Origin of the sequence: Roseateles sp. (genome assembly GCF_039595595.1) — a bacterium.
Classification (GTDB): domain Bacteria; phylum Pseudomonadota; class Gammaproteobacteria; order Burkholderiales; family Burkholderiaceae_C; genus Roseateles.
In genome coordinates, this window is record NZ_JBCNLG010000056.1 from 1 (window position 1) to 13,701 (window position 13,701).

7 protein-coding genes and 1 rRNA gene are annotated in these 13,701 nt (G+C 70.5%); 5 read left to right on the top strand and 3 right to left on the bottom strand.

Features of this window, described 5'->3' with window-relative positions; all coding sequences use genetic code 11:
- Positions 1-7 precede the first annotated feature (7 nt).
- From rrf to ABDW61_RS26260, 4 genes are all read left to right on the top strand, one after another.
- Positions 8-120: ribosomal RNA gene (rrf, locus tag ABDW61_RS26245) — 5S ribosomal RNA — on the top strand.
- Positions 121-367: 247 nt separating this feature from the next.
- Positions 368-6,154: an MG2 domain-containing protein gene (locus ABDW61_RS26250; protein ID WP_343643020.1), complete on the top strand. Its 5,787-nt coding sequence runs from the start codon at positions 368-370 to the stop codon at positions 6,152-6,154.
- Positions 6,155-6,222: 68 nt separating this feature from the next.
- On the top strand, positions 6,223-8,439 hold the full coding sequence (pbpC, locus tag ABDW61_RS26255) for a penicillin-binding protein 1C (RefSeq protein WP_343643027.1): 2,217 nt from the start codon (positions 6,223-6,225) through the stop codon (positions 8,437-8,439).
- Between the two features lie 148 nt (positions 8,440-8,587).
- The gene (locus tag ABDW61_RS26260; protein ID WP_343643022.1) at positions 8,588-8,857 is read left to right on the top strand and encodes a hypothetical protein; all 270 of its coding nucleotides are present in this window, start codon (positions 8,588-8,590) and stop codon (positions 8,855-8,857) included.
- On the opposite strand, the gene ABDW61_RS26265 is transcribed toward ABDW61_RS26260, so the two are convergent.
- Complete coding sequence (locus ABDW61_RS26265; protein ID WP_343643023.1) at positions 8,844-9,461, bottom strand: GNAT family N-acetyltransferase; 618 nt, start codon at positions 9,459-9,461, stop codon at positions 8,844-8,846. The two genes, ABDW61_RS26260 and ABDW61_RS26265, sit on opposite strands and share 14 nt — an antisense overlap.
- 202 nt (positions 9,462-9,663) lie before the next feature.
- On the opposite strand from ABDW61_RS26265, the gene ABDW61_RS26270 reads away from it, so the two are divergent.
- Positions 9,664-10,302: an SET domain-containing protein-lysine N-methyltransferase gene (locus tag ABDW61_RS26270; RefSeq protein WP_343643024.1), complete on the top strand. Its 639-nt coding sequence runs from the start codon at positions 9,664-9,666 to the stop codon at positions 10,300-10,302.
- A 69-nt stretch (positions 10,303-10,371) separates the two neighbouring features.
- Here the strand turns inward: ABDW61_RS26270 and ABDW61_RS26275 are convergent, their stop codons facing one another.
- Positions 10,372-11,121 carry a UPF0149 family protein gene (locus ABDW61_RS26275; RefSeq protein WP_343643025.1) on the bottom strand — a complete coding sequence of 250 codons (750 nt, stop codon included), beginning with the start codon at positions 11,119-11,121 and terminating at the stop codon, positions 10,372-10,374.
- Positions 11,122-11,245: 124 nt separating this feature from the next.
- The coding region (gene alaS / locus ABDW61_RS26280; protein WP_343643026.1) for an alanine--tRNA ligase at positions 11,246-13,701 on the bottom strand (2,456 nt) is incomplete at its 5' end.

Below are 13,701 nucleotides of genomic sequence, written 5' to 3' on the forward strand. Positions count from 1 at the left end.
AGTCAAGCCTGATGACCATAGCGAGTCGGTCCCACCCCTTCCCATCCCGAACAGGACCGTGAAACGACTCAGCGCCGATGATAGTGCGGATTCCCGTGTGAAAGTAGGTCATCGTCAGGCTAATATTCCGCAAACCCCTCGATCAGTATTGATCGAGGGGTTTTTGCTTTTGGGGCTGCGAGTTTGGCGCCGAGGGCCGCGCCCTCGGATCTCCACTCGAGCGTGGAGTTTGTGAACACTGCGGCTCCCCTGTTTCTGTGGGCCTAGTGACTTAGGTCAGCAGGGTCACGCCCCCTTTGTGGGACTGTTTTTCCGGTCGCTCGCGAATAGACTGCCTTCCTGTTTTTTGGGATTGGAGGGCGGCGTGATGCGTCGAGGGATTGGCGAGAACTCGCTGAGTAACCTGTTTTTGCGTGCCGGCGTTGCTGCGGCGCTCGCGGGGAGCTGGCTGGCTCCCGCACAGGCCGCTGAAGTGGTCGCCATCACGCCGCGCGGCGAGGTCGCTCAGGTGCAGAACATCGCGGTGCGCTTCAAGGAGTCCACGGCCACGCTCGGCGACCCGCGACAGGCGGATCCGGTGCGGGTGGACTGCGGCTCGGCCGCAGTGCAGGGCAAGGGACGGTGGACGAATGACCGGGAGTGGGTCTTCGACTTCGCCAAGCCGCTGCCTGCCGGCGCGAAGTGCCGCGTGACCGTGCGCGAGGATTTCCGCCCCACCGCCCCCGGCGTGTCCAGTGCCTGGACGGGCGTGCGCGAGTCCACGTTCCAGCTCGCGGCCCCGACGGTCCAGCAGATCCGCCCATGGGAGGGCGGCAAGATCGAAGAAGACCAGCGCTTCCTGTTGCAGCTCTCGGGCACGCCCAAGTTCGACACGATCGCGCCCAACCTGTGGTGCGAATCCAAGGCGCTTGGCGAGCGCATCCCGGCCGAACTGCGCGCGAACTCGGAGCGCGATGCGCTGCTGCGTTCGTTGAAGATGGAAGAGGCGGCCAAGCGCCAGGTGTGGGTGCTGGTCGGCTGCTCACGGCCCTTGCCGGCCGGCACGGACGCGTCGCTGGTGTGGGGGCCCGGCATCGCCGCGGGCGCCAACGACTCGGTGCGCACGCGCGGCGAGCGGCGCTTCCATTTCTCGGTCCGCGCGCCGCTGACGGCCGAGTTCTCCTGCGAACGCGAGCGCGCGAACGCCCCCTGTCTGCCCATCCGCCCCGTCACCGTCAGCTTCTCGGAGCCGATCTCGCGTGAACTCGCGCTCAAGGTGCGTTTGAAGAGCGCGGACGGCAGCACCGTGTCGCCGGTCGTGCCGAAACAGGAAGACCAGGAGGCCGCCGGAACCCTGAGCTCGGTGAGCTTCCCGGTGCCGCTCGCGGAGCAGCAGGCCTACGCCGTCGAGCTGCCCAGCGGCATCAAGGACGACAGCGGCCGGCCGCTGTCCAACGCCGCGAGCTTCCCGCTGCAGATCAAGACCAGTGCGGCGCCGCCGCTGGCCAAGTTCGCCGCCGCGCCCTTCGGCATCGTCGAATGGGAGCCGGCTGGCCCGAGCCTGGTCCCGCTGAGCATGCGCCATGTGCAGGGCGACCTGCAGCCGCGCGCCGGGGGCCATCTGCGCATCAAGCGCCTGACCGATGACGGCGAGATCCTGCGCTGGTATGGCCGGCTCTTCCGGCAGAACGAGTGGGAGGACCGCAAGATCGAGATGCTCAAGGGCGAAGGCGGTCTGCAGTCGATGACGGTGCCGGCCGGCAGTCCCGACAAGGCCATCGACGTGATCGGCGTGCCGCTGGCGCAGCCGGGCTATCACGTGCTCGAGCTGAAGTCGCCGCGCCTGGGGCAGTCGCTGCTCGATCCGGTCCAGCCGATGTTCGTGCGCACCGGCACGCTGGTGACCAACCTCGGCCTGCACTTCAAGCTGGGCAAGGACGACAGCCTGGTGTGGGTGACTTCGCTCGACAAGGGGCGCCCCGTGGAGGGCGCGCAGGTGGCGGTCTACGACTGCCGCGGCAAGTCGCTGTGGAATGGCCGCACCGACGCCCAGGGCCTGGCCCGCATCGATCGTCCCAACCTCGATCGCGAGGAGGGACGCGGCGAGTGCATCGGCGAGTCGGGGCTGTTCATCACCGCCCGCGCCGACCAGCCGGGCAAGCCGACGGACCTGTCCTTCATGTTCAGCGGCTGGAGCCGCGGCATCGAACCGTGGCGCTTCAACGTGCCGGTCACCTGGGGCTCGGAACGCACCGTCCGCGCGCACACGATCACCGACCGGCCGCTGCTGCGCGCTGGCGACACCGTGTCGATGAAGCACTTCTTCCGGCTGGAGACGGTCCGGGGGCTGGACGACGCGACGCCGGAGCAGCTTCCCAACAAGCTGCGCATCGTCTTCGAAGGCACCGGCGAGGACGTCGCCGCGCTGGATCTGCACTGGCAGGGCGCGCGCTACGCGCTGTCGACCTGGAAGGTGCCGCCGGGCGCCAAGCTGGGCCGCTACCGCTTCGTGATGGAGCGCGCCGGCGAGTCTGGCGGTCAACGGACCTGGGACAGCGGCGGCGTGCGCGTCGAGGAGTTCCGCGTGCCGCTGGTCGATGCACGGCTGATCCCGCCGAAATCACCGCCTCCGGGCGCGAAGGAGCAGTCCTGGTCGGCTCAGCTGAACTACATGGCGGGCGGTCCGATGGCCAAGTCCCCGGTGCAGGTCAGCGCGATGCTGCAGCCGCGCTGGACCACCATGGCGGGCTACGACGACTACGCCTTCGAGCCGCCGTCCAAGGACGGCCCGGATGAAGGCGCGGCCGCCGGCGACATGGAAGGCGACAGCGAGACCGCTGGCGGCGCGCCGGGCACGACCCGGCTGCTGGTCGACAAGCTGGCGCTGCAGACCGACGCCAAGGGCGCCGCCGCGTTCAAGGTGCCGCTGAAGGGGACGATCGACCGGCCGTCCGAACTGCGCGTCGAGTTGAACTATCGCGACCCCGACGGTCAGACGCACACGCGCGCGGCCTCGCAGGTCGTGTGGCCCGCCAACGTGGTCGTGGGCCTGCGCGCCGCGACCTGGGTGGCCAACGGCCAGCCGCTGCAGGTGCAGGCCGTGGCGCTGGACACGAACGGCAAGCCGGTGGCGAACCAGAAGATCGCGGTGTCCGCGCGTCAGGTCCAGACGCTGAGCACGCGCAAGCGCCTGGTCGGCGGCTTCTATGCCTACGAGCATCAACGGACCCTGAAGGACCTGGGCGAGCTGTGCAGCGGCAAGACCGATGCGCTGGGCATCATGCGCTGCGAGGTCTCGCTGAGCCAGAGCGGCCAGGTCGAGCTGATCGGTGCCGCGTCCGACGACGGGGGCCGCAGCGCGCGCGCGGCGCGGTCGCTGTGGGTGACGCGGGCCGGTGAACTCTGGTTCGCGCAGGACAACGACGATCGCATCGACGTCATCCCGGAGCGCCGCCGCTACGAGCCGGGCGAGACCGCGCGCTTCCAGGTGCGCATGCCTTATCGCGACGCGATGGCGCTGGTGACCGTCGAGCGGGAGGGCGTGCTGCACAGCGAGGTGCGCCGCCTGTCCGGCCGTGATCCGTGGCTGGAACTGAAGATCGATCGCGACTGGACGCCGAACGCCTATGTCAGCGTGCTGGTGCTGCGCGGCCGTCTGCGCGAGGTGCCGTGGTATTCGTTCTTCACCTGGGGCTGGCGCGAGCCGGGCAACTGGTGGCGTGAATGGCGTGCGTCGGGCGACTATCAGCCGCCGACGGCCATGGTCGATCTGTCCAAGCCGTCCTTCAAGCTGGGCATGGCGCCGATCGAGATCGGGCAGGCCAAGCACCGGCTCAAGGTCGAGGTGCTGCCGCAGCAGGCGCAGTACGGGGTGCGTCAGAGCGCCCAGGTCAAGCTGCGCGTGACGCAGGACGGCAAGCCGGTGCCTGATGCGCAGGTCGCCTTCGCGGCGGTCGACGAAGGCCTGCTGGCGCTCGCGCCCAACGACAGCTGGAAACTGCTCGACAGCATGATCCAGACCCGTTCCTGGGGCGTGACCACCGCGACGGCGCACAGCGAGATCATTGGCCGCCGGCACTATGGCCGCAAGGCCGTGGCAGCGGGCGGCGGCGGCGGCTTCGCGACGCGCGAGCTGTTCGACACGTTGCTGACCTGGCAGCCGCTGGTGACGGTCAACGCGCAGGGCGAGGCGCTGGTGCAGGTGCCGCTCAACGATTCGCTGACCCGTTTCCGGCTGGTCGCGGTCGCCGACGCGCCGGGGCAGCGCTTCGGCACCGGCGAGAACAGCATCAACGTGAGCCAGGACCTGCAGCTGCTGTCGGGCCTGCCGCCGCTGGTGCGCGAGGGCGACCGGGTGCAGGCGATGCTGACGCTGCGCAACGCGACCGGCCGCGCGATGGACCTGCGGGTCACGCTGGCGGGCAAGGCGACGCTGGACACCGGCGAACAGCCGGTCGCGGCTGAGCCGCGCAGCGTCAAGCTCGCCGCGGGACAGGCGCAGGAGCTGAGCTGGGACATCCTCGTGCCCGAAGGGGCGCGGCGCATCGTCTGGGAGGCGCAGGCGCAGGAGCAGGGCGGCTCGGGCGCCAAGGACGCGATGCGGACCACGCAGGCGGTCGAGCCGGCCGTGCCGCTGCGGGTGCTGCAGGCGACGCTGCGCCAGCTGGACGGCCCGGTCAGCATCCCGGTCGCGGCGCCCGCGGACGCGCTGCCGCCGCAAGGCGTCAAGCGCGGCGGCTTGCAGATCGGCCTGCAGCCGCGGCTGTCGACCGCGCTGCCGGGGATCCGGCGCTACTTCGAGCAGTACCCGTACACCTGCCTGGAACAGCAGAGCTCGAAGTACATCGCGCTGCATGACACGGCGGCCTGGGATGGCCTGATGGGGCAGCTCGCGACCTACCAGGACGCGGACGGCCTGTTCGCCTACTTCCCGCTGTCGCGCTACTTGACGCAGGGCAGCGACGTCCTGACCGCGCATCTGCTGGCCGTGGCGAAGGAAGCCGGGCGCACGCTGCCGGCGCCGCAGTTGAACAAGGCGCTGGACGGTCTGGCCGCTTTCGTCGAGGGCCGGCTGGAGCGCAAGTTCTGGTCGCCGCGCCCCGATGACGAGCCGCGCCGCATCGCCGCGCTGGCCGCGCTGGCGCGTTACGGCAAGGCGACGCCGCGGCAGCTGGGCACCGTGGACGGCCGCAACCTGACCACGTGGCCCACCAGCGCGGTGATCGACTGGCTGGTGCTGCATCAGCGGATGACCGACGCGCCGGATCGCGCGGCGCAGATCGCGGCGGCGCAGAACCAGCTGCGCGCGCGCTTGAGCTTTGCGGGCACCACGCTGCGTTTCGTCAACGAGGACACCGACGCCTGGTGGTGGCTGATGGGCAGTGGCGACGCGACGGCGGCGCGCGCGATCCTCGCGCTGATCGATGACGCCGGCTGGAAGGAGGACCTGCCGCGCCTGGTGGTGGGCACGCTGGCGCGCCAGGAGCGCGGTGCCTGGTTCAACACGACCGCCAACCTGTGGGGCGCGCTGGCCCTGGAGAAGTTCTCGGCGCGCTTCGAGGCGCAGGCCGTGAAGGGCCGCACCGAGGCGAAGCTGGCGGGCGCGTCGGCGGCGCTGGACTGGTCGGCCAAGCCGGACGGCGGCGATCTGAAGCTGGCCTGGCCGGCGGCGGGCAACGGCACGCTGTCGATGACGCAGGCGGGGGACGGCAAGCCCTGGGCGACCGTGCAAGCCTTGGCGGCCGTGCCGCTGAAGGCGCCGCTGAATGCCGGCTACACGCTCAAGCGCACGGTCACGGCCGTGTCGCAGAAGGCGCCGCCGAAGTGGTCCCGCGGCGACGTGATGCGCGTGCGTCTGGAAATCGATGCCGCCGCCGACATGACGTGGGTGGTGCTCAGCGATCCGATGCCGGCCGGCGCGGCGGTGGTCGAAGGGACGATCGAGTCGCAGGGCGAGCGCGCCGAGGGGCAGGCCTGGCCCGACTTCATCGAGCGCAGCTTCAGCGCCTGGCGCGCCTACTTCGGCTATCTGCCGCGCGGGCATCACGTGCTCGAGTACACGGTCCGTCTGAACAACGCCGGCCGCTTCCAGCTGCCGACGACGCGGGCCGAGGCGATGTACGCGCCGGACCGTTTCGGCGAACTGCCGAATGCCACGCTGGAGGTCCAGCCTTGACGCTGACGGACGCGCGCTCGCGGCCGGTCCGCAGGGCCGCGCTCGCGGCCGTGCTGGCCGCGCTCGGGATGGCGTCCGGTCCGGCGTCGGCGCAGGACCTGCCGAGCTTCGCGCAGGCGCGGGCCTCGCATCCGGTGTCCGATCTGCAACTGCTCGATCGGCGCGGCGAGCCGCTGCAGACCCTGCGCGTGGATGCCACCCGCAGGGTGCTGCCCTGGGTGCCGCTGGAGCAGATGTCGCCGTCGCTGCTGCGCGCGATGCTGTTGTCCGAGGATCAGCGCTTCTACGAGCACAGCGGCGTCGACTGGTCGGCCGTCGCGGCCAGCGCCTGGGCCAATCTGTGGAACACGCGCACGCGCGGCGCGTCGACGGTCACGATGCAGCTGGCGGGATTGCTCGACGAGGACCTCGCGCGGCGCGGCGGCCGCAGCCTGATGCAGAAGCTCGGGCAGGCCTGGGTCGCGGGGCGGCTGGAGAAGCGCTGGACCAAGGCGCAGATCCTGGAGGGCTACCTCAACCGGGTGCCCTTGCGCGGCGAGCTGATCGGCGTGCCGGCGGCGGCGCAAGCGCTTTTCGGCAAGCGGCCCGCGGGGCTGGACGCGCGCGAGTCGGCGATGCTTTCGGCCATGCTGCGCGGGCCGAATGCGTCGCCGGAGACGATCGCGGCCCGTGCTTGCGGCGTGCTGCGCGCGATGGCGCAGCGATGCGACGGGCTCAATGACGAGGTGGGCGCGGTGCTGCGCCGCAAGGCGCTGACGCTCGCGGACGCGCCGCAGTGGGCGCCGCATTACGCGCGGCTGGCGCTGCGGGCGGACGGACCACCGGCGCAGCGCAGCTCGCTCGACGCCACCTGGCAGCGTGTCGCGGTGCAGTCGCTGCGGCGGCATCTGGCCGAGCTCTCGGGGCGGCAGGTCGAGGACGGCGCCGTCGTGGCGCTCGACAACGCGAGCGGCGAGGTCCGCGTCTGGGTCGGCTCCAGCGGCAGCCAGCTGTCGGAGGCGGCGCAGGTGGACCATGTGCTGGCGCGGCGGCAGCCGGGCTCGACGCTCAAGCCCTTCCTGTACGAGCTCGCGATCGAGCGCCGGCTGATCACGGCGGCCAGCCTGCTCGACGACTCGCCGACGCAGGTCGCGACGGCGGCTGGCCTGTATCTGCCGCAGAACTACGACAAGCAGTACCGCGGCTGGATCAGCGCCCGTGCCGCGCTGGGCAACAGCCTCAACGTGCCGGCGGTGCGGCTGGGCCTGATGCTGACGCCCGAGGCGGTCTTCGAGCGGCTCAACGCGCTGGGCCTGCAGTTGCCGGAGACCGGCGGTTTCTATGGACCGTCGTTGGCGCTGGGCAGCGCCGACGTGACGCTGCTGTCGCTGACCAATGCCTATCGCGCGCTCGCCAATGGCGGACGTTACGCCGACGTGGCGCTGCCAGGCGCGTTGCCCGGCGCCGGCCCGCGCGACGCGCTGAAGGCGGGCAAGGACGGCAAGGCGTCCAAGAATCTCAAGGGTCTCAGGGGAGGGCGCGAGGCGGCGGCCGGGCGCCAGGTGGCCGACGCGAAGGCGAGCTTCATCGTCGGCGACATGCTGGCCGACAACAACGCGCGCGCGCTGACCTTCGGCTTGTCCAGCGCGCTGGCGCTTCCGTTCCCGGCCTCGGTCAAGACGGGCACCAGCAAGGACATGCGAGACAACTGGTGCGTCGGCTGGAGTTCGCGCTTCACCGTCGGGGTGTGGGTCGGCAACTCGAGCGGCGAGGCGATGCAGCAGGTCTCGGGCGTCAGCGGCGCGGCGCCGGTCTGGCGCGAGGTGATGCTGGCGCTGCATGCCGGCCGGGTGCCAGGCGCGGTGCAGCCGCCGGCCGGGCTGGTCGCGCAGGACACGCGCTTTGACGGCGGGCAGGAGCCGCCACGGCGCGAGTGGTTCGTCGCTGGCACGGAGCAGGCCGTCATCCGCCCCGCCGGCACCCCGGTGGCGCTCAGCAATCCGACCGATGGCGCGATCTATGCGCTGGACCCGGACATTCCGCCGGCGGCGCAGCGCTTGCGCTTCTCCCACGAGGGGCGGCTGGCGCAGGGCACGGCGGGCTGGCGCCTGGATGGGCGGCTCATCGGGCGCGGCGCGTCGGTGGACTGGCTGCCCATGCCGGGGCGGCACGAACTGGCCTTGCTGGACGGGCGGGGGCAGGTGCTGCAGCAGGTGCGCTTCGAGGTGCGCGGGGCGGGGCTGAGAGCGCCGTCCGGGCTCCGGACCAGGCCGCAGGCGGCCGCGGCGCGGCCCGCGCCGGGCTGAGCCCATCCCGTCATCCCGCAAGTCAGCCGCTCCAGGGCGCAGTTCGTCGCCCTCCGCTGGCGGCCGGGGGACTGACTTTCGATACTCCCTCCATCGTCGCCAAGATCCAGATTCGCGCGGGGAGATCATGCAGAGCCGACAACGACACGTGCCCATCAGCTTGAAGATCCTGAGCATCGCCGTGCTGAGCGGCGCCATGCTGGCGCCCGCCGCGCCGGTCCATGCCAGCGAGGTGGTCAAGCTGGCCCGGCTGCTGATCACCGGCAAGCGCCAGGCCAGCCGCCCGGCGCCGCCTCAGCCGGCCGCCCCCGACCGCGACGCCGCCTCTCAGCCGCAGAGCCGCGCCCCGGAGGGTGAGCTCCACGCCCAGAATTCGCGCCGCAGCGCCGAGGGCGGCGCGGTCATCACGATCGACTGAGCTCCTGCGCGCGTTCGATCGCTGGCGGCCGCGGGTGCAGCCGCGCCATCGTGAACGCATCGACATAGCGCCCCTCACGCAAGGCAAAACCGCGCAGGCGGCCTTCGTGCTCGAAGCCGAAGCGCTCATACAGCCTGATCGCGCGTTCGTTGTCGACGAACACCGTCAACTCGATCCGCAGAATCCCCAGCCAGTCATCGGCTTGCCGCGTCAGCGCATCCATCAACGCCGAACCGACGCCGCGCCCCTGCGTCTCCGGATGGACGCTGATCCCCAGCATCATCGCGTGACGCCGCCGCGCCTGTGCCCCGGCGGGATGCAGACCGGCCGACCCCACCAGCCGATCGCCGTCGAAGGCCAGCAGCACCAGTTCCGGGCTCGCCGGGTCGGGCGCCTTCGAGAAGCGTTCCTGCCACAGCAACTCGGAGGTGAAGGGCGTCTGCAGCAACCAGGGCTGCACGCCGGGATGTCCGAGCAGCGCGGCGTGGGCGGGGCCGTCCTCCGGACGCGGGCGGCGCAGCGTGATGCCGTCGGCGACGCGCAAGGGGGCGCGGGCGCCGGAGCGAGCGTCGGCAGGGCGGGGCGGGGTCGGTGGGATCTGCATCGGGGTCTCCTTGTGGGGCTTGGAAGGACCGGGGGCTGAAATGAACAAGGCCCGCGGAGTGCGCGGGCCTTGTCGGGGGGAATCGGGCGAATCTGGGGATCGCAGGGGGACCATCGGGTCCGGGATCCTGGCGGGGCGTCTACCGCGTTCGACGCCCACCGTCGGCAATGGCCTGCAGCGAATGTAGGCACATCGAGACGTGATGGACGGGGTGGAAGACGCGGGACATGCGGACCAGTATCTTGGGGACGCGGCGAATGCGTCAAGCGGCGCGAGATGCCCGATGGGCGAATGCAACGGCGCGACAATGCGCACTTCCTCGAATTGGCGCGGCCCGGACCGCGCGCCTTTGTTCATGCCGCGTCTGAGTGCTGTTGCCGCCGCCCCCGCCGAGTCTCAAGCCGCCGCGCCGGGGCGCGCGAAGGGGGAACCGCAGCCGGCTGAGCGATTCGTGTTGACGGTGGGACCGAGTCCGATCGATGGACTGGGTGTCTTCGCCGGGGAGGCGATCCCCGCTCGCCGCAAGATCGGCGAGATGCGCGGGGAGATCGTGCCGGTGCGCGAGGCGCGGCGGCGCATCGAGGGGCGGCGCCGGATCCATGTCGTCGAGGTCACGGACAAGACTGCGATCGACGCGACCAAGTCGGACTGCGCGCTGCGGCATGTGAATCACAGCTGCGCGCCGAATGCGGTGTTGCGCATCCGGCAGGGCCGGGCCGAGTTCTACGCCATGCGTGACATCGATCCGGGTGAGGAGATCTGCGCCGATTACGGCGAGAGCCACCACGAAGGGCGCTTGCGCTGCCGCTGCGGCGCGCCCAACTGCAAGGGCCGCTTGTAGGCCCTCCGGCCCGAACTCCCTCGCCCCGCCGAGCGGGGAGAGGGCAGGGGAGAGTGGTCTTCGCGATGCTCAGTGCTTCGAGTCCTCGCCCGTCAGCCCCGAGATCGCATCCTTCAGCGCGCGCTGCTGCATCCAGAACAGGCGCAGGTCCTGCACGGTGAACAGCATGTCGTCGATCAGCGCGTTCTGATCGATCCCGTCCGAATCCTCGTAGGCCTGCTGGATGTACGCCGCCCGCGGCGTCGAGTCCTCGTCCAGCGTCACCGCCTCGATCGCTTCCAGCATCGTCGCCAGATCATCCGCGCCATCCCCTTGCGGCAGCGTCCACGCGTGCGAGTCCTCCACCGCCTGCAGGAAGCCCTGCGCCCACATCGCGCCCGGCGCCGGCATGCGCGCCAGCAGCTCCTCGCTGATCGCGCCCTGCGCCACCAGCTCGGCCTTGGTCTCCTCATCGAACTCGGAGATCAGCGGCGTCAGGTGCATCTGCTCCGGCGCCTCCAGCAGCGGCTGCGGTTCCAGGCTGTCGCTGATCTCGTTCCAGCGCACATGCAGCGCTTCCATGAAGGCGTCGGTCATCTCCTGCTCGTCCAGCGCGGCCGGCCAGTCGTCGCCGAACAGCGCATCCATCGCCTGGATCGGCGCCGCGTCCGACGGCCCCACGCACAGGGCGGTCAGGTAGCCATCCAGCGTGTCGAGGGTGATCGCCGGCGCTTCCGGATCCGCCTGGCCGGCCAGCACGGCCAGCAGTTCGCCCAGGCGCTGCGCGTTCTCGACGTCGATCGAGTCGCCGAACTCGTCGGCCATCGGGGTGTCAGTCATTGCTACTCCAGTTGCTTCAAACGACAAGGGCCCGACCGGGGCCCTTGCAGAGGTTGTTCGTCGGCACTCCGGGGCGCGCGGTTCGTTCGATCCGCGCCCCCCGGAAGTGTGCCCATCATCGGTGTCAGAGGCGTTCGCCGACCCAGGCCTGCACGCTCGCCAGCGCGGCGGGCAGCCCCTTGGCGTCCGTGCCGCCGGCCATCGCCAGGTCCGGCTTGCCGCCGCCCTTGCCGCCGACCTGCTGCGCCACGAAGTTCACCAGCTCGCCGGCCTTGACCTTGCCGATCGAATCGGCCGTCACGCCGGCCGCCAGCTGGACCTTGTCGCCATCGACGGCCGCCAGCACGATGGCTGCTGTCTTGAGCTTGTCCTTGAGCTTGTCCATGGTCTCGCGCAGCGTCTTGGCGTCGGCGCCCGCCAGCGTCGCGGCCAGCACCTTCAGCCCCTTGACGTCGACGGCCTGCGACAGCAGCTCGTCGCCCTGCGCGGAGGCCAGCTTGCTCTTGGCCGCGGTCAGATCCTTCTCCAGCGCGCGGACCTGGTCCAGCACCGCCTGCACCCGCAGCTCGACCTCGGTCGGCGCCGCCTTGAGCGTGCCGGCCACGGCGGTCAGCGTGGTCTCCAGCGACTGCAGGTAGTGCAGCGCGTTGTCGCCGGTCACGGCCTCGACGCGGCGGATGCCGGCGGCGACGCCGCTCTCCGCGACGATCTTGAACAGGCCGATGTCACCGGTGCGGCGCACGTGGGTGCCGCCGCACAGTTCCTTGGACGTGCCGATGCTCAGCACGCGCACCGTGTCGCCGTACTTCTCGCCGAACAGCATCATCGCGCCGCTCTTCTGCGCATCGTCCAGCGCCATCACCGCGGCGTTGGTGTCGGCGTTGGCCAGGATCTCGGCATTGACGATCGCCTCGACCTTGCGGATCTCCTGCGCGGTCATCGGCGCGGTGTGCGCGAAGTCGAAGCGGGTGCGCTCGGCGTTGACCAGCGAGCCCTTCTGCTGGACATGCGCGCCCAGCACCTCGCGCAGCGCCTTGTGCATCAGATGGGTCGCGCTGTGGTTGCGCACGGTGCGGGCGCGGCGCTCGGCGTCGACCTTGGCGGTGAAGACGTCGCCGATCTTGATCGTGCCCTCGACGACCTGGCCATGGTGGCCGAACACGTCGGCCTGGATCTTCAGCGTGTCGTCGACGACGACGCGGGTCGTGGCATTGCGGAGCTCGCCCGCGTCGCCGACCTGGCCGCCGCTCTCGGCATAGAAGGGGGTGTTGTCCAGCACGACGACCACGTCGTCGCCCGCGTCGGCGCTCTGCACCGCGCTGCCGTCGACGTAGAGCGCGACGACCTTGGCGTCCTCGCGCGTCAGCTGGTCATAGCCGTGGAAGGCCGTGGCCGAGCCGGTGTACTCCAGGCCCTGCGCCATCTTGAACTTGCCGGCCTGGCGGCCGCGGTTCTTCTGCTCTTCCAGCAGGCGGTTGAAGCCGGCCTCGTCGACGGTGACGCCACGCTCGCGGCAGACGTCGGCGGTCAGGTCGACCGGGAAGCCGTAGGTGTCGTGCAGCTTGAAGGCGGTCTCGCCGTCGACCTGCGTCGCGCCGCCGGCCAGCGCCGATTCCAGCAGTTCCATGCCGGTGGCGATGGTCTTGAAGAAGCGCTCTTCCTCCTGCTTCAGCACTTCGGTGACGCGGGCCTCGTCGCGGCGCAGCTCCGGATAGGCCTCGCCCATCTCCTTGGCCAGCGCGGCGACCAGCTTGTGGAAGAACGGGGTGCGCGCGCCCAGCTTGTAGCCGTGGCGGATCGCGCGGCGGGCGATGCGGCGCAGCACGTAGCCGCGGCCCGCGTTGCCCGGGATCACGCCGTCGACGACGGTGAAGGCGCAGGCGCGGATGTGATCGGCGATGACCTTCAGCGACGGGCTGTCCTTGTCGCAGTCGCCCGCGCCGGCGCCGTCGACGGCCTGCTTGGCCGCGGCCAGCAGGTTGACGAACAGGTCGATCTCGTAGTTCGAGTGCACATGCTGCAGCACCGCGGCCAGGCGCTCCAGGCCCATGCCGGTGTCGACGCTGGGTTTCGGGAGCTTGTGCATCACGCCGTCTTCAGTCCGGTTGAACTGCATGAAGACGTTGTTCCAGATCTCGATGTAGCGGTCGCCGTCCTCGTCCGCCGAGCCCGGGGGGCCGCCGGCCACGTCGGGGCCGTGGTCGTAGAAGATCTCGGTGCAGGGGCCGCAGGGACCGGTGTCGCCCATCATCCAGAAGTTGTCGGACATGTAGCGGCCGCCCTTGTTGTCGCCGATGCGCACGATGCGCTCGGCGGGCACGCCGACCTGCTTGTTCCAGATCTCGTAGGCCTCGTCGTCCTCGGAATAGACGGTGACCCACAGCTTCTCGGCCGGCAGCTTGAAGTGCTGGGTCAGCAGCTCCCAGGCGTAGCTGATAGCGTCCTTCTTGAAATAGTCGCCGAAGCTGAAGTTGCCCAGCATCTCGAAGAAGGTGTGGTGGCGCGCGGTGTAGCCGACGTTGTCCAGGTCGTTGTGCTTGCCGCCGGCGCGGATGCACTTCTGCGCGGTCGTGGCGCGGG